This is a genomic window from Lysinibacillus sp. NPDC086135 (assembly GCF_044746345.1).
In the GTDB taxonomy this organism is placed as follows: Bacteria; Bacillota; Bacilli; order Bacillales_A; family Planococcaceae; genus Lysinibacillus.
In genome coordinates this window covers 105,833-125,750 of the sequence record NZ_JBIVCA010000017.1, presented here as the reverse complement: position 1 = coordinate 125,750, position 19,918 = coordinate 105,833, and the positions used below count along the sequence as shown (strand labels likewise).

Here is a 19,918-nt window from a genome sequence, read left to right as displayed (position 1 = left end):
GACCATTTTGTTTTTCACTACTGCAAAAGGGACAATCCATTAATAAATAATTGGAGTGTCCCTTTTAACTATTGTACTTTACGCATAATGAAGCTTAAATGTCTGCCAGTTTGTTTATCTTGACGGTAGGAAAAACCATCTGGGCTAAGGAATGTGCATGTTGTATCAATTAAAATCTGCTCAGTAGGAATACCTGCAAGCTCACATTGTTTTTTGACAGTTTGCTGATTATCGATATGATATTTATTTGTTTGTGCATTGTAGTACATAAAGTCCTCGGCATAGCCTAGGTTGTGGAATTTTTCATAAACATCTGCATCCACCTCAAATTTCTGCTGACTAAGTGCCATACCGATTTGGACGTGAAAATGTTGTGGATGACATTGCTCATGCTCTATCAAATGTTGGAAAAGCTTTGATGTGACTTCCTTGACGGTGCCTTGCCAGCCTGAATGAACTACGCCAATAAGGCCATTAACTTTATTATAAAAAATAACAGGTACGCAATCTGCTGTAAAACTACATAAAAGTAAATTCGGCTCTAATGTATAAAGTGCATCGGTATTACTAATGGCAGTGTCCATTTGCTCAGCGCCTCGTCCTTTATCAGAAATCGTGACTTTATGGAAATTAGCACTATGTGTTTGTTGCGTGCAAATAAAATTATTTAAGTCACAATTTAAAGTAGCTGCTAATTGTTTTCGATTTTTTAGCACATCTGCTTCATTCACACATGTATGGAGCGCCATATTGTTATGTTCCGGCTCGATGTCATCCTTTAAGGTAGTGCCTGCAATAAATTGGTCGTTATCATAATAAATTTTAGTTTTCATATTATCACCTCGTCTTACTATATATGATTGGTTAATGAATGTATAGGCGCTTACTCTTTAGAATATTTGAGCCATAAGTATTTTCTACAATTCCTATGACATAAACAATAGATTTCTTCACATATAGTATCGAAGAATGAGAATTAGAAGGAAGGAGTTTGTAGATATGACGCAAGAAAAATTCATACTGATCTTCCAATTAGGCATGTGGCTATTTTGGATTATTACATATATATTAATCATCAAACAAGGTATACAGGATAAAAGATATGGGATGCCCATGGCCGCAATTTGTGCCAATATTTCATGGGAATTTATTTTTTCATTTATGTATCCACTAAATGACTTGCAAAGGATCCTTACTTTTCTGTGGTTTCTTTTGGATATTTTCATTATGACGCAATTTTTACTTTATGGTTATAAGGAGTATAAAAAAATTATTCCGAGAAAGGTATTTTATTCATCTTTTTTCATAACACTCGTAGTAAGCTTTTTCACGATTTTAGCGCTGATGCATGAATTCAAAGATATGGCAGGCATATATGCAGCATTTTTCCAAAATCTGATGATGTCAGGGCTTTTTATCGCCTTATTCATACAGAGAGGGAACTTAAGTGGACAATCAATGGGCATAGCTGTTTGTAAAATGATCGGTACTGTGTTTGCGGCAGTTTGCTTTTATTTGTATTTTAGAACACCTTTGATTACAATTATTTCGCTTGCAATCTTTATTTATGATTGGATTTATATAGTATTGATCTATAGGTTTAAAGTGAAATATGCTAAATGAAAAAAATGATTCCGTGCCATACATCTATAAAAAATAGCGCTCTACAATTCAACTTTGTAGAGTGTTTTCATTTTATAAACAAATAAAAATGATGAAATGAAACACACTATCAGCAATACACGAATAAGATGTCTCTGTAGTATATCGATAGGGTAGGTGTTTTATTTGAAAAAGAAGTGGATAACCACATTATGTATTATTTGTACAGTTGGGCTAATTGGCTGTCAGGGGAAAATTGCGGATGAGAAAAAACAAGAACAACAAATTCAAGCGTCAGAGCAAAAAGCGGATGATGTAAAAAAGCCTGTTACCTTACAACAAGCAGAGCCAGCCGTGGTTGAAATCGAAGATCCTGCAACAAAAGCCATCATCCAAACAATTGCACCGAAAGAAATGGACTACGAACGAGATCGACAATCGTATACAGAACAAATTAAACAATTAGCAAAAGATTTGGCGCGAGGAAATGAAAAAACTACCGGCTATGATAAGCGGATGATACTCGATAAGCTAGATGATCAAGGAAAAGTAATTAAAGGTAGTCCTTTAATTGTTTTAAAAGAAAGTGACTTAGTAGAGAGAATATTAGAAGCCTCAGCAACTGGTGGTAAAGTGGAGTTGCCCTTATCTGTTACAGAAAGCGGCTATAATTTTGAAGACATTCCGTATTTAGAAGACGTAGCTGTTGGATCCTATACAACTTACTTCAATACTCATGATGTAGGAAGAAATAAAAATATTGAACTTTCTGCGAAGGCCATTAATAATGTTATCGTTGGAAGTGGAGATTATTTCTCCTTTAATACAGTTGTTGGACCTAGGGATGAAGTAAATGGTTATCAGCCTGCACCAGAGATCATCAACAAAAAGGTTGTGATGGGCATTGGGGGAGGCATCTGTCAAACGTCCTCAACCTTATTTAACGCGGTTGACCAAATACCGGTGAAATTTGTAGAACGTCACCACCATTCTTTGGATGTCGGGTATGTTCCAAAAGGAAGAGACGCTACAGTTTCCTATGGTGGTTTAGACTTTAGATTTCAAAATACAACGAACGTACCATTTTTAATTAAAGCTAGCTATAGTAAAAATTCTCTTACAATTGAGATCAGAACAGCAAAAAAATATGTCGCCAACTTGAAAAAGCCATAGTATTTTTCATAGACACTTACAATGTGTCTTTTTTTAGTTGGAACTGCAGAAAAGTTAGTGCATATTAAAGAAATATCGCTGACATTTCTTCATACATAAGTATTTAGTGTTGTCGCTTCGCTTTCGCACAGACTTGCTGCAGTTTCGTATTATCCATTTAATTAGAGTGAAAGATTGAAAATGCATTTTAAATGGAGTGGTTGATTGGAGTGAAGACTGGGCTACCCTTGGGGATTAGCGATAGGGGAACGAAGGCTAAAATATCACGTCCTATGATAACGCCTTCGTGACCAACTTCGGTGCCGCTACCGCTTCGCTTTCGCGTAAAAAACATCTGTTGGCATGGGACCTTAGAGCGAACATTGCGAGTAAAGCGGCTCATCGGACGTCCCTCGGAAAGTGCCTAGTCCGAACAGTAATTACCCCCTCGCTTTGCCGAAAAGCCATACTACTTTATTTAATAGGACACCTTCATTTCAGCGGCACAAAACTTTTTTAACTATAAAAATAGGATCATAGCCATTTTTTAATCGCTATGATCCTATTCGTTTAGATGATATTTAAAATCTCTTGTGGTGTAGCTACTTTGTACTCGGGATCTTCTTGGCATACAACTTCAATAGCGTCATATCCCCAACCAACCCAAATAATAGGCACGCCCACTTTTTTGCAGGCTATAATATCTCTTTGCTCATCACCAATGTATAAAACTTCAGAAGGGGTAATGCCTGAGTCCTTTAAAAATTTTTTTATCACTTTATCTTTTCCGAAAATACGGTTTGAACAAAGTACATTTGACACACAATGAATGCCGTTCATTTTTAGAAATTCTAAAATATTCTCTTGTGAATTAGAGGAAATAATAAGGATTTTATAGCCTCTTTTATCAATTTCCAAAAGGACTTCTTTAATGCCATCATAGAGATGAACATCATGTAATGACTGACGATATAAGCGATAAAACTGTGGTAAAATCATGGGCAATTTATACATTGGGAAGTCGAATAATTTACTGCGCTCCGCTATAGATAATTTTTTTAATGATTCGATTTCCTTTAACTCTATTCCTTTAAATTTATATTTTTGTGCAATCGTATTCCAAGCTGATGTAAACACTGCTGTAGAATCTGCCAGTGTTCCATCAAAATCAAAGATAATATATTTCATTACAAATTTTCTCCTTTATAATCTAGTTGTAAAGACGTTTTTTTCTTGAAAATGTTACTGCCTATTCAAAAAATAATGACATGATTATACAGGATATGAAACAGCGTATTGTAAATTACCATTGATGAATAATTTTTTTACTAAAGTGTAAATGTTTTTTTGATGAAAGGGAGTAAGGTATCTCCTTGGTAAATATTGTACCGAAAAATGCGTTGAAATCAATAACGAAATCATCTTTAAAATTACTATGTAATTGAATGGATAAAAAAGTACCTGTCATCCGTTGGTATTGAGCTGGGTGACAGGTACAACAATTATGAAACATCTTGTGTTGTATCTCGTTTTTTTGTTAAATAATATGCATTTACCGAGGAAGTAATAGGAATGATGAGTGCGATTCCAATGCCTGCGCAGAATATCATAATAAGTTCAGTGACAAATACTTTAGAATTAATGATTTCACCAATTGAATAAGATAAATCTTTAAACCATATGAGCAAGCTTAAATAACCACCAAAGAAAGCGAAAAATAATGTATTTGTATCTGTACCTAAAATGTCCCTTCCAATGCTTAAACCTGATGTAAATAATTTTTTTCTGCTAATGAAAGGATTATGATGAAGAATCTCATGCATGGAAGTAGCAATGGAAATAGCAACATCCAAAATTGCCCCAATCGTACTCATAATAATAACGGAAGCGCCAATTTGCACAAAATTGACGCCAATATAAAGGGAAAATATGCCGATTTCCTCGGAGGATTCTTCCCCGAATCCACGAATCATTGATTGCTCCGTTACAAAAACAATGAATAGTAATAAAATTACAATCGTAATCATTGTAGATATGAATGCAGTTACCGTTTTACTGCTCATTTCATTAATAAAAAATAAGCTAATCCAGCTAATGACGGTACAGGCAATGAGCGTTAATAAAATCGGACTATTTTTCTGACTGGTCATTAAAAAGATAGTTATAAAGAGCACTCCAAAGTTTAAAAATAAAGATAGAAAAGATCGTACACCTTTTTTCCCACCAATAACAATCATTAAAATGAATAAAATGGCAGTTAACCATACTAATACATTCATTGTTTTGCCCTCTTTCGATTAATGAAAAAAATAGAAGTGTATAAACTGATCGGAATCGTTAAGACAACACCGATTCCACCTGCTAGGGCCCTAGCTAATTCTAATGAAAGGTTCATGGAAAGTGTTTGCCCTAATGGATAAGAGTTTTTCAAATATAAAATCAACATAGGGATTGAGCCACAAATATAAACAAAAAACAAAATACTTGTAATCGTTCCCATAATGTCTTTCCCGATATCAATTCCTGAGGTTTTCAGTGCTTGGTCAGATATATCTTGGTTTTGCTCGAATAAAGCAAACATTGAAGAAGCCATTGTGATGGAGACGTCCATTACAGCTCCTAGTGCTCCAATAAATAACCCAGCCATAAAAATCACTCGATATGGGCGCGTTAAAAATTGCATTTCTTCATATCGAAGTCCGTTCTCGTTTGTGATCCACAGAACTAAAGCGCTAATCAATAGCGAAATAAATGTTCCGATAAGTGTTGCAACAATCCCTGCATATGTTTTCTCATTCAAGCCGTTAATGAGAATTAAAGAAATGACCGTAAATAAAAGAACACATACCCCGCTAATAAATATCAAATTTATATTGGAATATATATATAAATCTAAAGCGTAGGATAATACAAGAGAATTTACAATTAAACTGATGATTGAAAATAACCCTTGTCTTTTACCAACAATCAGCAAAGCAACAATAAAAATCCACGCCACTATCAAGACAAACTGATCACGTTTCACGTCTAAAATAGCCCCAGTTAAATCTCCATTTTTGTTTGTATTTGCTTTAATAGAAACAAATAATTTATTTCCAACATGGTACTCTTGATCAAAGGCTCCAGATGCTGAATACTCATTGGTAAAATGAATAAGCTTACCTTTTTTTTCACCATTTTTTAATACAGCTGTAATTTGCTGAATATATAAATGATCTTCATTTTCATACATATCGATAACAGGGTTTGATTCTTGTAATTCCGTTTTTATAACTTCTGCAATTGGACGGTCATAAAATGCTTCGTTGTGATAAACGAAAAAAACAGAAGCGATAAAGCAAATTGCGATAAATGTATAAAATATACCTTTGTTAAAGGATTTTTTTTTCAAGATGTTTTGCAATAATAAAACCTCCAATGTGAGAAGGGAATCTAATCATATTCGTTGCGTTCATTGTTAACGTTGACAAGAACAATGACTCACAATATCACTATTATTTTTTAATGTCAAGCAGATAAAAAAATGCCATTATACAGTAACGTGCTAAATGACAAGAGGTTCCTTAATTATAGAGTTGCTTCTAATATGGCTTTTATTATTCTAAGTTAGTTATTGCTTAATTAAACTACTGTTATTTATTAATGTAAGTTTAGTAATGCAAGGGTGAAAATCAATGAATATTTCTTATAGAGAAATATTATGTCGGAAAGTTGCCATTATTACAGAAGAGATTGGGGTGTGTTCCTATTGAAGGGATATTCGTTCTAGTGGATGTTTCTAAAGTAGAGGATGTTCACAATTACGTACAGCAAGCTATAAACACGTATGGCCGTATCGATGTATTATTCAATAACGCTGGCATCATTCAAAAGTTTGCACCATTTACAACGGTTGAATTAGAAGAATACGATCGTTATATGGATATCAATGTAAAAGGTATTTTCCTAGGTATGAAATATGTCATTCCAGTAATGGAAAAACAGGGCAAAGGGGCAATTATAAATACTGCTTCATCTGCAGGTATTCGTCTAGAGCACAGTATTGCTGTATACTCCGCGAGTAAACATGCAGGTATTGGTTTAACGAAAGGTGCAGCAATCGAGTATGCAAATAAAGGTGTTCGTGTTAATGCTGTGTGTCCAGGTGGTATCGTTACACCATTATTCCATAGTGTTGGTGAAACGCTTGAAAAAACAGGATACGTACCAGAAGAAATGGCACGTGTACGCATGGGACGCCATGGTGAACCAGAAGAAGTAGCAGAAGTGGTCCTATTCTTAGCTTCAGATAAAGCAAGCTTCATGGCTGGTACTGTTGTCTCTGTTGATGGTAGTTTAACTGTATAATTTATTGCCTTTTTAAACAGTTACGCCTTTGGTCTTTTATAATGACCAAAGGCGATGGCTGTATTATCTTCATTTCAAGAGAAAACCCAACGTCAGTACAAATTTACGAAAGCGAAATTAGTTAGAGAAAAATTTTTTATTAAGAATTATCTGGATAATAAAATAAAATAGTGTTATCGTAAGAAATAGCTAAATAAAAATATCCTTCAGGGTAGGGTGAAATTCCCAATCGGCGGTGATGAAGAAATTCAAAGTCCGTGAGCGCAAGCTGATTTGGTGCAAATCCAAAACCGACAGTTATAGTCTGGATGGGAGAAGGGTAAAAGTGTGAGCTTTTTAAATTCGCTTGAGTTTATAAGGTTTGTTTGAGTATGCTTTTATGTTAACTACTTCCCATTTTATAGTCGGGAAGTAGTTTTTGTTTTATTTGGCTAAAAAATTGAATAGCAGTAGTTCTTCGGGGTAGGGTGAAATTCCCAATCGGCGGTGATGAAGAAATTCAAAGTCCGTGAGCGCAAGCTGATTTGGTGCAAATCCAAAACCGACAGTGACAGTCTGGATGGGAGAAGAACGATGAGATGACAGCCTATGGAAAAAAATTATATCCATGAGGTTTATTTGTTGACGTCTTATGTAGATAAACTCCCAAACCCCTTTTATTTAAGGGGTTTTTTGTTTGAACGGAAATTATTAAATGAATGAAAGTAGGTGAAAAAATGTTTACAGGAATTGTTGAGGATATTGGTACCGTAAAAACCATGCAAAGCGATCGTCAAAGTATGAAAATTACCGTTATTTCAAAGAAAATGGTAGAGGACGTAAAGCTCGGAGACAGTATAGCGGTCAATGGTGTTTGTTTAACAGTGATATATTTTAATGAACAAGAGCTAACGATGGATGTAATGCCTGAAACAGTGAGCGCAACAAATTTACAGCAGCTCGCAGTTGGAGATCCGGTAAATTTAGAGCGCGCTATGTCAGCTAATGGACGTTTCGGTGGTCATTTTGTATCCGGACATGTAGACGGGGTAGGGAAAATAGTGCGTAAGCGACCATTAGCAAATGCAGTCTATATTGATATTGAACTATCGAAGGGGTTAACGAGCTACTGTATGCCAAAGGGCTCCATCACAATTGACGGAACGAGTCTAACACTTTTTCATGTCGAGAAAAACGGTATCACAGTATCACTGATACCTCACACATACAAGGAAACTATTTTAGGTATGAAAAAAATTGGTGATCTCGTCAATATAGAAACCGATTTAGTTGGAAAATACATTTTGCATCAACTTAAGCGTGGACAGGAACCACCAACCATCTCAAGAGACTTCTTAGCAAAAAACGGATTTTGACTTCTTTCAGCAATTATTTTTGTAGCGACAGGTACAGAAGTCCAAACATCTGCTTTAAAGAAGTTAAAGATTCCTGACGCAATTATGCCGAGGCATAATGGATATAATACATTTTACGAACTGGAGGTGGCGATATTGCTACATTCAATTGATGAAGCAATAGAGGATTTAAAACAAGGGAAGATGATCATTGTAGTAGATGACGAGGACCGAGAAAACGAAGGGGACTTACTCGCACTTGCGGAATTTATGACCCCAGAAACAATTAACTTTATGGCGACCTATGGAAGAGGTCTTATTTGTACGCCGATTTCACAGGATCTTGCACAAAAATTAGCATTAAAGCCTATGGTTAGTATTAATACAGATAATCATCAAACGGCATTTACCGTTAGTATAGATCATGTAGATACAACGACTGGAATTAGTGCCTTTGAACGGGCAATGACTATACAAAAAATGCTAGAACCACAAGCGAAAGCTGCGGATTTTCGTAGACCCGGTCATGTATTCCCGTTAATTGCAAAGGAAAATGGTGTATTAGAGCGTAGAGGACATACAGAAGCTACAATTGATTTGGCCAAGCTATGTCATAGTATTCCTGCGGGCATTATTTGTGAAATTATGGGGGACAATGGCAAAATGCTACGCTTTAATGACCTTGTTAAATATGCAGCGCTACATCATTTAAAAATGATTTCCATAGAAGCATTGGCCACTTATCGTCGTCAACAAATAATGGAAGAAAATAAAATGTCTATATAAAAGGAGAAAAGAACAATGGGTAAAACATTTGAAGCACAATTAATTGGTACGGATTTAAAAATAGCAGTAGTAGTTGGTCGTTTCAACGAATTTATTACAAGCAAATTATTAGACGGTGCATTAGATGGTTTAAAGCGTCATGGTGTGGATGAGAATTCTATCGATGTAGCATGGGTTCCTGGTGCATTTGAAGTTCCATTCATTGCAAAACAGTTAGCCGAAACAAAGAAATATGATGCAATAATTGGATTAGGTACAGTAATCCGTGGCTCAACAACACATTATGATTATGTATGTAATGAATCAGCAAAAGGAATTGCTAATGTATCACTAACTACAAATGTACCTGTTATTTTTGGCATTGTTACTACAGAAAGTATTGAACAAGCGATTGAGCGCGCAGGGACTAAATCAGGAAATAAAGGCTATGATGCAGCAATGTCTGCTATTGAAATGGCAAATTTAAAGAAGATGATTGGATAAGTTTTTCTAATAATAGTATGAAAATTTCGTAGGTGAATTATTCTGAAAAAGCATTAGAACATTAAAGTTTTCTTGAATATTTTTTTAGACCATGGGGAAAATAGCCGTAAGTGTATTTGTGTTATTACTCATAAATGTACTAATTAGGAGCTGGCTCAGTAGGAGATGAGGGATATTTCTTCAATGCAACAAGAATTAAATTTGAAATCTTTGAAGTCACTATTTCAACGCTCTGCTGATGTAATATTCCAAGAATATTTATTTCAGCAACATAAAGTACATTTGATAAAATGTGAAGGGATGATGGATGAGCGGTTACTCCAGACTGTTATTGTACAACGAGTACAATCATTATTTACTGGAAAATCGGAGGAATTGTTAGAGGAACATATACAAAATAATTTACACATTCCCCATCTTCAAAGAATAACAAGTAAAGATGATGCGATGACTAGAGTCTATAAAGGGCATGTTTTACTATATTTTGAAAATCTGAATTTGTTGTATTCGAGTTATATCGCAAAAAAACCAAATCGGGAGCCTAAAGAAACAACTCTTGAATTAGTTGTCAGAGGTCCGAGAGATGATTTTATTGAGGATGTTTTTATTAATATTGCTTTAATACGAAAACGATTACCTACCAATTCATTAAATGTAGAAACATTTGAACTTGGTAAACGCTCCAAAACAACTGTAGCTGTACTTTATTTTGAAGATGTCGTCAATCAAAAGATGCTTGAGAAATTGAAATTACAGCTGCAGCAAATTGATACGGATATTGTATTTAGTGGGGATTTATTAATGGAAAGAATTGAACAAAGTACTAAAATTATACCAAGACATGATTATACTGGACGCCCTGATTATGCTGTGCAAGCTTTAAGTAGAGGGCGCATTATCATCATAGTTGATGGTGTATCATATGCCGTTATTACACCTACAAATTCAATGTTACTCTTTAAATCCGGTGAGGATAATGAGTATCCGATTATTATAAGTTCTATGGAGCGTATACTACGAATAATAGCTATTTTAATAAGTGTACTTTTACCAGGTTTTTGGCTTGCACTTACAACCTACCATCAAGAGCAATTGCCATTCATTCTATTGGCAACAGTTGTTGAGTCAAGAACGGGTCTCCCATTTCCAACAATTCTTGAAACATTAATGATGCTTTTTATGTTTGAATTATTTCGAGAAGCAAATATACATTTACCCAATGTTATTAGTGGTTCCATAAGTGTTGTTGGGGGGTTAATTATAGGAGATGCAGCCATTAAATCGGGTGTTACGAGCCCCTCCATGATTGTAGTTATCGCTACTTCCAGTATAGCAGCCTATACACTTATCAATCAGTCTATCGTAACAGCAATGAGTATTCTCAGGATTATCATCATTTTAGCATCTGCCTTTTTTGGGTTATTTGGATTCTTCATTTCGGTGTTCTTCATACTTCTATATACTGCGAATATACGAGTATTAGGTGTTCCATTCTTAAATATGGGCGCAGATTTAGATTGGCAGGAGATAAAAAGATCTTTATTTCGCTTATCTCCAGCAGGTTATCGTACGCGACCTAAATTTTTAAATGTACAGGATAAGACAAAGACATCGAGTAGGAAAAAATAAATATTTAAAATGTAGAGATCGGGCTTTTATAGGCCTGATCTTTTTATGTCTTATTTCACTTGACCTTTTATTAGGTAAGGAGAGAAAAGTAATGAGATCTTATGAAGAATTAATCGTAGAAGTTATAAATCTAAGGGGCAAATTGGGCTTTCGGCAAGGTAAAGAACTACTGTCAACTTGTCATCCACTACAGTATGAATCTCTGAACAAATGGCAATACAACTACTACGATTTCATTCCCCTAGTCTTTTGCAAAAAATGGAAGGTGGATTAGCTCAAACGCCGAATTCAGTCATTGATATGTATAGTGGCTATAATATTACCTTTCCAGAAATGGGCTGTACATCTTTGGTATAAGACGGAAATTATATTAGAGACTATGATTTTAGACCAACATTATATGATGGAAGACTTGTATTTTCTCATCCAATAAATGGATATGCAAGTGTTGGATTTAGCCAACAAATTATCGGTAGACTTGATGGGATGAATGAGTGTGGGTTAGTTGTTGGTCTACATTTTGTCAACAATGAGTACCGTGGTGGGGGGCTTTATTGCTTCAACGATTGATCCGAATATTATTAGAACAATGTAAAAATATTGAAGAAGCACTTATTGTTACAATTCAAGCAACGAGTATGAAAGAGAAAAATAAGAAAAATATTCAGGGTCTGTCAATCTTAGGAGAGGACGCAGAACTGTTACAATTTCTTTTAAAGATTATTTGGACGAAGCGCTAACGCTTCCTAAAAGGTTAAAAGGTTGGATTGATCTAAACGATGGAATGGACTAAGTAAAATATAATAAAGGGGGCATGATAAAAGTTTGTTCTGCTTTTTAGTTTACTTTCTAGGGAAGGATTATTAAACTAATGGTTGCGACTAGAAGGGTGTTTCGCTCGAAAAATAAAAATTGTTTTAGAATTTTATCAGTTCCTGACAGACTTCTCCAACATCAATATGGGAAGGAGATAGCCCAAAAGTAAGTGGCGATAATTGGGTTGGGAATAGTCAAAACTTGCTTGGGATGATAAGATAGAACGAATATTGTTATTTAGAGAGGCGAAAAATCCGGAATCTTATGTATTTACAAAAAGTCGATTCCTGACGTCATTATGCAGAGGTATAATTGAACAACTATAAAAAAGAAGTTTACTTGATGTTAACTTCGGCTAACGATTTTTGTATTTGATGCGAAAGCCAAGCCCAACTAAATTAAGGCATTATTCATGTCTATAGATGAGGAAGTACCAGTTTGTATGAAAACACGAAAAATAAAACTAATTTTACTACTATCAACTATCTTATTAATATTGTTTACCAGTTTAAACATCTTTACATCCTACATAAAAATGAAAAAGACAGTTGAAGAGTCAATAGCTAACCAAAGTCTCGAAGCGGCTAGTTCTATTGCATCTTCAATTGATGTAGAAGCGTACAAACAATTTTTAGATAACCCTGTGAAAAACAATTATTATTGGCAATTAAGAAATTACTTAAATGATGCAAGAGTAAAAATAGGTGCCTTATTTGTTTATACATTAGAGATTGAGAATCCAAAGGTATCCAAAGCAATGATTATGGGTTTACCACCTGAATTTAAAGGCTTTGATATCGGAATGTACTGTACAGTACCCGAGATGCAAGTGCAAAGAGCTTATAAAGGAGAAACATTTGTAACAGAAGTAATATCAGATCCTGTATACGGGTCTTACTTAACTGTTGGTGCACCGGTCAAAGATAAAGCAGGGAAGAATATTGCATACATAGGCATTGATATTAGTGCAGACACATTAAATGGCATCAAGGGAAAAGTGATCAAAGACAATCTTTTTATCTTTATTTTTAATGGTTTACTCATTTTAATCGTTATCTGCTCTGTTTTCTTCTTACAGAGATGGTATCAAAAAGAAGTAGCGGAGGAAGTTGGAGCGACAGAAGATACATATCAAGCAGAAATTAAAACTTTAATCACTTCCGTGTCCTCTTTAAGACATGATTTCACAAATCATATACAAGTGTTACATGGATTTCTGCAATTAGACAAACCTGATCAGGCCAAACAATATTTATCTTCACTATCCAAAGAGGTTCAGGCTATTAAGTCACTCAAATTAAATATTGATCATCCTGGCTTGGCGATATTATTACAAACGAAAAAACTAACTGCACAAAATCATAATATTGATATGGTTTTTTCAGTCTCACAGGATGCATTTAATAAAATTAAAACAACGGATTTAATCAAAATCTTGTCGAATTTAATAGATAATGCGATTGATGCGGCAAATGAATTACCGGAAGAGCAACGAAAAATTACAATTTGCTGTAAAGCTGATGATAAGCAATATGAATTTAAGGTTACAAATACCGGACCAAATATTGTAGAGGCAGGGCAAATATTCAAGCAAGGATTTTCCACTAAAAAGACAAAAAGTGGAAAAATAAGAGGGCAAGGCTTGTTTATTGTGAATGAAATTGTTAATAAGTACGACGGTCAAATTTCTATCGATTCATCAAAACATTTAGAGACAACAGCAATAATTACCATTCCAATAAAGTAAATTTCTAAACTTCATAAAATTTTTAAAATCAAGCGTTAAAGTAATGCAAATAAAGCCGTCGGATTGGACGGCTTTATTTGCAATTATTATACGCCCGCATTTCTAAGCAACGCTCTCTAAATAGTTTTTATATTCCTCACTCATCTTTGATAAAAATTCAGTAGTTGCTTTTATCGATTCTACTCCTTCTAGCCGTGTTCCTAACTCATCTGCCATCCGTTTTAAAAATATAAGCTTCAAACTTAGCATAATCCTCGAACTGCTCCAAGCTCTTTGTTGACTAAATTAGCTGCTCTACTGGTGAAGTAACTCGCGCTTTTTTAACTTTCATTTTTACATTTTTTAAGCGATTCATTTCATATATTATTAATAATCAAAATGGTACTCTATTAGGAGGAGATGAAATATTTGGATAAATCAATCCTTTCTTTATTGAAAAAGGGTGGATTCGTTTTGTATGCGAGGCATGGCCAAGCAACTGTCGGGGTAGATCAGACAAATTTAAATTTTCAAGATTGCTATACGCAAAGAAATTTGTCTGAAGTTGGGCGAAGGGAGGCAATTTACTTTGGACAAATGCTTCGCTATTATCAAATCCCGATCAGTTCACCGATTGTCGCAAGTCCTTTTTGTCGTACAATTGAAACGGCACAGCTCGCATTTCCATATGCCTATATCCAAATTGATCCAATCGGGTATGAAATTTATAAATTGGGTGGAAACATACCTATCGTTGAAAAAACAAATATATTATCAAATCTGCAATCGATGTTAGAAAGAAAGCCACCACAGGGTACGAATCAAGTGATCGTTGCCCACAGCTTTCCTGAAGGTGTTGGGTTAGGGAATATTTCTAATATGGGAATGGTTATTGTTAGGCCAAAAGGTCCTGGAAATGGGTATGAAATAATAAAAAAATTAACTTTAGAAGATTTACCACTTTTAGGTAGTGGCTCTAATTAAGCTAGGGATGGGAGAAAAGCATGGAAATAAAAACAGTTTCACAGTGCACTTTAGCGGAAGTTTTAAAAGCTTGGAATAAAGGCTTTGAGGGATATTTTGTTCAAATAGAAATGAATGAAGAGATGTTTTTAAATCGACTCGTTAAAGAAGGATTATCGCCAGAGCTTTCAATTGTCGCATTTGATCGAAATAATCCTGTAGGTATTGTATTAAATGGCTTTAGAGAAATGGATGGTAAGAAAATCGCTTGGAATGGTGGAACAGGTATCTCTCCCGACTATCGCGGTCAAGGTGTTTCTCGTGTTTTAATGGAAGAAACAAACGCCATCTATGAAAGAGAGAATGTGGAAGTTGCAACGCTTGAAGCTATAAAAGAGAATAAAGTAGCAATTGCGTTATATGAGAAGCATGGCTATACAATTACAAATAAATTGCTATTTTTAAGTGGCGAATATGAAGCAAAAGTAGAGGAACAAGCCGCAATTCATGTGGAAACTATTCGGCCAGAGCAGCTTCCTTATTTATTTTTTTATCAGGAAGATGTTCCTTGGCAATGTAGCTGGCAAAGTAATAAACAAGGTGAAGCTAAAGTTTTTTTCAACGAGAATAATGAAGCGATTGGTTATATGTTATATAAAATAGTATGGTATATGGATGGAGCAATCGATCACATAGTGCTTTATCAATTAGTGTTATTGGAAAAAGGCAAGGTAGAACATATACCGCACTTTATCGCAAGCATTACAAATCACAAAGTAAATTTAGCTACAGTTAACTTTTTAGCAAGCAATCCAGCGGCAAGCTATTTGATGGAAAATGGGCTAGAGGTAAAGACAGAACAAGTGCAAATGAAGAAGAAAATGGATTGATATAAGGTGAGTAGAGAAAATTACGGAAGGCTTGAAATATCAAAGTTTAGCTCTAAGTTGATGAATTTAAATTAAACTCGAATTGTTTCAAGTAGTTATAGCCTATGGTGAATATCACAGAATCGGAATGGAGTTCTTATATAAGGTGTTGCCAAAAATCATTGCGTCTATGCACTAACGGCTAACTGACCTACTTCACGCTGGCCTAAGCGCAAAGCCGATTCCGGACGCTTTGTTGATCTGTTGCGGACAGCTACAATTATGCCGAGGCAAAATTGATTAGGTTGTCAACATTTGAGATTTCCAGTATACTAATCCGATAAAGAAAGTAAATAAAGGATGAATTTAAATGACGTTTGAAGAGATATTACCACGCTTAAAAGCGGGAGAAAAAGTAATTCGTAAAGGATGGGGCGGTGCTGAATTATATGTAAAGCTTGTTGGACAAAGCGAACATGATGGCGAGGCTTTGAATCCTTATTTTTTAATTAATGTACGTGGTGAGGGCTATACAATGTTCACACCAACAGTCTGTGATTTATTAGCGGAAGATTGGGTAATTGTCAATTAATCGAAAGAGCCATCTCAAATGAGGTGGTTTCTTTGTTTTTTGAGGAGAGATATGTATGAAGTTTGAAGAATATCACGGTAAAACGGTATTTGTAACGGGGGCTGCTTCAGGTATTGGTCAAGCCCAAGCTATTGCATTTTTAGAAAATGGGGCGAGTGTATTCGGGTTTGATTTAGATGAGCAAGGGTTAGAAAGTCTACATCATCAATATCCTGAACAATTTGCCTATAAAGTAGGCAGTGTATGCAATAAGGACGATGTAGAGCAAGCATTTGAAGCGGCGCTTTCAATATTTAAACATGTAGATATTTTATTAAATACCGCAGGCGTATTAGATGGCTTTGCTAAAACGCTTGATACAGATGAGGCGCTTTGGGATAAAATTATGAATACCAATGTAAAAGGTACTTATTTTGTGACAAATACGATATTACCCCATATGGTTAAACGAAAATCAGGCACAATCGTTAATATGGCATCTATCGCTGGGCTTGTTGCTGGCGGTGGGGGCGCAGCGTATACAGCATCTAAACATGCAATTGTCGGCTATACGAAGCAGTTAGACTTAGATTATTGCCGTGAAGGAATTCGTGCCAATGCCATTGCACCTGGAGCCATTCAAACACCGATGAACAAAGCAGATTTTGAAGGTGATGGTACGATCGCAAAATGGGTCGCCGATGAAACGCCTGCTGGACGCTGGGCCCAACCAAGTGAAGTGGCGAGTTTAACACTTTATTTGGCTAGTCCATCAGCTGATTATATACACGGTGCAATTATACCGATTGATGGCGGTTGGCTTACTAAATAGTATTGTTCAATCGTAAATTGTTCTGCTATAATACGCAAGTAAGCAAAATTCAGCTTGCACTGCGGCACTTCAGATAGGGCGAAAAGCTCTCTTCCTTTGGCCGTAGTTATTACTAAAATAGCGGATATGCTATTTTACAAAGGAGAATAAAATTGCATACATCTATTGTAAAAGATTCCAGCCGTGCTTCTGTAACCGAACTTACAAAGACGGCACTTGTTGCAGCTTTATATGTGGCTGTAACAGTTTTATTGTCAGTCATTAGTTTTGGGGCAGTTCAACTACGTTTGTCGGAAATGTTTAACTACCTAGCCCTATATAACAAGCGCTATGTATTAGCCGTGACTCTAGGAGTAGTACTCGCAAATTTCATGTCACCAACGTGGGTATTAGATGTACCTATTGGTGGAATTGCGACATTTCTAGTTTTAATTCTTTGCCGCAGAGTAACGAAAAATATAACAAATGATATAATGAAAATGGTTATTACTGCATTGGTTTTTGCTGTATCAATGTTCACCGTTGCAGGACAATTAACAATTCTCAATGATTTTCCTTTTTGGGCGACCTGGTTTACTGTAGGAGTTGGGGAGTTGCTATCCATGACTGTTGGTGGTATGACTATTTATTTATTAAATAAAAAAATTGATTTGACGAAATAAATTGAAGAGTAATGCAAGTCATCATTAAAAGGTGACTTGCTTTTTTGATGTTAAGAGAGAAACTGGCTTTACGATCAGCCGGCGGAGCGCCTGAATATTTGGAGAAGCCTTAAATTGTACCACCCTTAATAAATCCTTTGCCGCATTCTTCTGCTGTAACAAATAATTCCGTCACAAGGAGAGAGCCATCCCCATCTGGCACAAAGCTTCATTTTGGAACGGAGGCGTTCCATAATGTCGGTTCTTTTATACAGGTGAATATTTGCAATTAAATAATTTTTAAACTTAATGATAATTAATATCTTCTTACACCAAACTAGTGGAAAGGCATAGGAAGGTGATGGAATGAAGCAACAGCAATATCGTGTAGGGGATATAGTTTTCGTTTTTTATCAATATCCATCTATTCAGCAAGTAGTAAACATACAGGAAGCTGCAGTAGTGAACAATCCAGATAATCCAAAGGAGCTAGCGCTATTTCTCTTTGAGACGTATTACCCGCTAACAAATGATATGTTAATATTTACGAGTGAAATGGATGCTGAGCAAGCTTATCACCAATATTTTCATTGATGGAGGTAGAACAAGAGAAGCCACTTGTAGAAATTGATTTACCTTCCCTCAACGAGATGAAATAATTTTTCAAACACTTTATGAGAGAAAACAAATACTTGATTAATAAGTTTTCTCTCTAAAGCTTAATTAACTTTGGTATAGATGGTTCAATATATCTGCTATCTAACCGGAATCGGAAAGTAGCGCTTTGTGCAAGCGCAAAGCCGATTCCAAACGCAATTATGCTGAGGCATAATTGATTAGTGAGTAATATTGCATTGTCTCTGATTCTTTATAATCAATAATTAAAGCGCCTTTAACATTTATTGTATAGTAGACTGCCGTAACTGGGTAAAATTCATCCCCATTCGATACTTTAAGATAATAATCTGGTCCTGAAAAAATACCTATAATAACTTTAGGTCCTTTATAACTAAACCTGTTTCTTCTAAAACTTCTCTTTTTACGGTATCTTCAAAGCTTTCCCCTAATTCCATCAAAACCGCCTGGAAGCCCCCAACCATTTTTGTATTTGTTATTGTCCTTATATATAAATTGTCTAAAAAACAAAAAATCCTACTTTAATTTGTATAATCTCAATCTTGGTGGTAACGCTAACAAAGATAGTCATGAAGAAAGGGGGAATACATTATGGACTCATTTCAACCGAATTGTTGGTCGGAGCATGAAGAACTTAAGGTTGTTATGCTTTGTGCACCTTCAAAATTAGATGTACCAGATTTAACAATAGCAGAAAATGTAGGATGGGATGCTGCTGTTAATCATGTAAAAGCAATGGAGAATTTCATGGGATTTAAGACAACATTAGAAAATGCAGGTGTCCAGGTTATTGATTATTCGAAAGAGCTATCAACTGATGTAAAAACAGTAAGTGAGCAGCTTATTAATAGATACTTTGTTCGCGATCTAGCCTGTGTGATAGGGAATAGCATTTTCCATGGAGCGGCGGGTAGTTCGCTAAGGCGTCCGGAGTATCCACATGCACACTCATTATTAGAAAAGTGGTTTCCAGAAAAAAATTTAAAAGTTAAACAACCTTCTACTGCTTTAGAATGTGGAGACGTGCTCATTTTAAATAAGGATGCCGTACTTATTAATATTGGAATGAGAACAACGTTAGAGGCTGTGGAAAGTATCAAGGATCGTATTTTCCAAGAAGGATTTTCGGAAATTGCCATCATTGATTTGCCAAGACGCTCCGATACACTTCATTTAGATATGAGTTGCAATGTGACGAACGCTAATTTGCTAATAGCTAAAAACTTTATGCGTTATTTTCCTGTACACGTGTTCACAGCTCAAACAAATCGTTTTGAAATGACCGAGCAATTTTTAAATCACCATGGCTTTGATGTTTACTGGCTTGAAAAATATAAGACAATCCCTGATATCAATTTTATTAATCTTAATCCCGAAACACTGTTAATTAGTAAGCAAGCAACGAAGCAGCACTGGACGAAGCATCCACTATTACAAAAGAAAAATTTGATAGAAATTGATGTCACAGAGCTTGAAAAAGGCGGTGGTGGCATTCGTTGCATGACATTGCCATTGTTAAGAAAGTAGCCAA

22 protein-coding genes, 1 pseudogene and 2 riboswitches are annotated in these 19,918 nt (G+C 35.4%); of the genes and pseudogenes, 17 read left to right on the top strand and 6 right to left on the bottom strand.

Features of this window, described 5'->3' with window-relative positions:
* Positions 1–68: 68 nt before the first annotated feature.
* On the bottom strand, positions 69–833 hold the full coding sequence (gene pgeF / locus ACIPKN_RS20245; RefSeq protein ID WP_400939455.1) for a peptidoglycan editing factor PgeF: 765 nt from the start codon (positions 831–833) through the stop codon (positions 69–71).
* Positions 834–999: 166 nt separating this feature from the next.
* Between pgeF and ACIPKN_RS20240 the strand changes: the two genes are divergently transcribed.
* Together ACIPKN_RS20240 and ACIPKN_RS20235 are read left to right on the top strand one after the other, a co-directional pair.
* The gene (locus ACIPKN_RS20240) at positions 1,000–1,623 is read left to right on the top strand and encodes a transmembrane-type terpene cyclase (RefSeq protein ID WP_400939452.1); all 624 of its coding nucleotides are present in this window, start codon (positions 1,000–1,002) and stop codon (positions 1,621–1,623) included.
* A gap of 165 nt (positions 1,624–1,788) precedes the next feature.
* On the top strand, positions 1,789–2,775 hold the full coding sequence (locus ACIPKN_RS20235) for a VanW family protein (RefSeq protein WP_400939450.1): 987 nt from the start codon (positions 1,789–1,791) through the stop codon (positions 2,773–2,775).
* 549 nt (positions 2,776–3,324) lie between these two features.
* On the opposite strand, the gene ACIPKN_RS20230 is transcribed toward ACIPKN_RS20235, so the two are convergent.
* From ACIPKN_RS20230 to ACIPKN_RS20220, 3 genes are all read right to left on the bottom strand, one after another.
* Positions 3,325–3,942 carry an HAD hydrolase-like protein gene (locus ACIPKN_RS20230; RefSeq protein ID WP_400939448.1) on the bottom strand — a complete coding sequence of 206 codons (618 nt, stop codon included), beginning with the start codon at positions 3,940–3,942 and terminating at the stop codon, positions 3,325–3,327.
* 314 nt (positions 3,943–4,256) lie between these two features.
* Positions 4,257–5,033 (bottom strand): YibE/F family protein, encoded by a 777-nt coding sequence (locus ACIPKN_RS20225; protein ID WP_400939445.1) that lies wholly within the window; start codon positions 5,031–5,033, stop codon positions 4,257–4,259.
* Positions 5,030–6,157, bottom strand: coding sequence for a YibE/F family protein (locus ACIPKN_RS20220; protein WP_400939443.1), 1,128 nt, complete (start codon positions 6,155–6,157; stop codon positions 5,030–5,032). Before ACIPKN_RS20220 ends, ACIPKN_RS20225 begins: the two co-directional genes overlap by 4 nt.
* A 365-nt stretch (positions 6,158–6,522) precedes the next feature.
* Between ACIPKN_RS20220 and ACIPKN_RS20215 the strand changes: the two genes are divergently transcribed.
* The 8 genes and pseudogenes from ACIPKN_RS20215 (at position 6,523) to ACIPKN_RS20180 (ending at position 13,896) form a co-directional block, all read left to right on the top strand.
* Positions 6,523–7,101 carry an SDR family NAD(P)-dependent oxidoreductase gene (locus ACIPKN_RS20215; protein WP_400939440.1) on the top strand — a complete coding sequence of 193 codons (579 nt, stop codon included), beginning with the start codon at positions 6,523–6,525 and terminating at the stop codon, positions 7,099–7,101.
* Between the two features lie 198 nt (positions 7,102–7,299).
* Positions 7,300–7,425, top strand: a riboswitch (FMN riboswitch).
* Positions 7,426–7,550: 125 nt separating this feature from the next.
* A riboswitch (FMN riboswitch) is annotated at positions 7,551–7,676 on the top strand.
* Positions 7,677–7,817: 141 nt separating this feature from the next.
* The gene (gene ribE / locus ACIPKN_RS20210; RefSeq protein ID WP_400939438.1) at positions 7,818–8,456 is read left to right on the top strand and encodes a riboflavin synthase; all 639 of its coding nucleotides are present in this window, start codon (positions 7,818–7,820) and stop codon (positions 8,454–8,456) included.
* A 135-nt stretch (positions 8,457–8,591) separates the two neighbouring features.
* Positions 8,592–9,185: pseudogene (gene ribB, locus ACIPKN_RS20205) on the top strand (3,4-dihydroxy-2-butanone-4-phosphate synthase); the annotation flags it as partial.
* A 51-nt stretch (positions 9,186–9,236) separates the two neighbouring features.
* A complete protein-coding gene (gene ribH, locus ACIPKN_RS20200) occupies positions 9,237–9,704 on the top strand; it encodes a 6,7-dimethyl-8-ribityllumazine synthase (protein WP_400939436.1) in 468 nt (155 codons plus the stop codon).
* Between the two features lie 183 nt (positions 9,705–9,887).
* Positions 9,888–11,333 carry a spore germination protein gene (locus ACIPKN_RS20195; RefSeq protein WP_400939434.1) on the top strand — a complete coding sequence of 482 codons (1,446 nt, stop codon included), beginning with the start codon at positions 9,888–9,890 and terminating at the stop codon, positions 11,331–11,333.
* Positions 11,334–11,702: 369 nt separating this feature from the next.
* Entirely contained in the window at positions 11,703–11,903 is a 201-nt protein-coding gene (locus ACIPKN_RS20190; RefSeq protein ID WP_400939488.1) for a carcinine hydrolase/isopenicillin-N N-acyltransferase family protein, read from the top strand.
* Complete coding sequence (locus tag ACIPKN_RS20185; protein ID WP_400939431.1) at positions 11,888–12,073, top strand: hypothetical protein; 186 nt, start codon at positions 11,888–11,890, stop codon at positions 12,071–12,073. The genes ACIPKN_RS20190 and ACIPKN_RS20185 overlap by 16 nt, the downstream gene beginning before the upstream one ends.
* A gap of 518 nt (positions 12,074–12,591) precedes the next feature.
* Positions 12,592–13,896 (top strand): ATP-binding protein, encoded by a 1,305-nt coding sequence (locus ACIPKN_RS20180; RefSeq protein ID WP_400939429.1) that lies wholly within the window; start codon positions 12,592–12,594, stop codon positions 13,894–13,896.
* A 102-nt stretch (positions 13,897–13,998) separates the two neighbouring features.
* Here ACIPKN_RS20180 and ACIPKN_RS20175 read toward each other — a convergent pair whose 3' ends face one another.
* On the bottom strand, positions 13,999–14,136 hold the full coding sequence (locus ACIPKN_RS20175) for a hypothetical protein (protein ID WP_400939426.1): 138 nt from the start codon (positions 14,134–14,136) through the stop codon (positions 13,999–14,001).
* A 159-nt stretch (positions 14,137–14,295) separates the two neighbouring features.
* Between ACIPKN_RS20175 and ACIPKN_RS20170 the strand changes: the two genes are divergently transcribed.
* From ACIPKN_RS20170 to ACIPKN_RS20145, 6 genes are all read left to right on the top strand, one after another.
* A complete protein-coding gene (locus ACIPKN_RS20170) occupies positions 14,296–14,859 on the top strand; it encodes a histidine phosphatase family protein (RefSeq protein ID WP_400939424.1) in 564 nt (187 codons plus the stop codon).
* A 20-nt stretch (positions 14,860–14,879) separates the two neighbouring features.
* Positions 14,880–15,728 carry a GNAT family N-acetyltransferase gene (locus ACIPKN_RS20165; protein WP_400939422.1) on the top strand — a complete coding sequence of 283 codons (849 nt, stop codon included), beginning with the start codon at positions 14,880–14,882 and terminating at the stop codon, positions 15,726–15,728.
* Positions 15,729–16,077: 349 nt separating this feature from the next.
* Complete coding sequence (locus ACIPKN_RS20160; protein WP_142508321.1) at positions 16,078–16,299, top strand: DUF2829 domain-containing protein; 222 nt, start codon at positions 16,078–16,080, stop codon at positions 16,297–16,299.
* Between the two features lie 55 nt (positions 16,300–16,354).
* Entirely contained in the window at positions 16,355–17,110 is a 756-nt protein-coding gene (locus ACIPKN_RS20155) for a 3-oxoacyl-ACP reductase (protein ID WP_400939419.1), read from the top strand.
* Between the two features lie 152 nt (positions 17,111–17,262).
* On the top strand, positions 17,263–17,772 hold the full coding sequence (locus tag ACIPKN_RS20150; RefSeq protein ID WP_400939416.1) for a QueT transporter family protein: 510 nt from the start codon (positions 17,263–17,265) through the stop codon (positions 17,770–17,772).
* A gap of 345 nt (positions 17,773–18,117) precedes the next feature.
* Complete coding sequence (locus ACIPKN_RS20145; protein WP_400939414.1) at positions 18,118–18,345, top strand: transcriptional regulator SplA domain-containing protein; 228 nt, start codon at positions 18,118–18,120, stop codon at positions 18,343–18,345.
* 389 nt (positions 18,346–18,734) lie between these two features.
* On the opposite strand, the gene ACIPKN_RS20140 is transcribed toward ACIPKN_RS20145, so the two are convergent.
* Complete coding sequence (locus ACIPKN_RS20140) at positions 18,735–18,824, bottom strand: NUDIX domain-containing protein (protein WP_400939411.1); 90 nt, start codon at positions 18,822–18,824, stop codon at positions 18,735–18,737.
* Positions 18,825–18,978: 154 nt separating this feature from the next.
* On the opposite strand from ACIPKN_RS20140, the gene ACIPKN_RS20135 reads away from it, so the two are divergent.
* The gene (locus ACIPKN_RS20135; protein WP_400939409.1) at positions 18,979–19,914 is read left to right on the top strand and encodes an arginine deiminase family protein; all 936 of its coding nucleotides are present in this window, start codon (positions 18,979–18,981) and stop codon (positions 19,912–19,914) included.
* Positions 19,915–19,918: the final 4 nt, after the last annotated feature.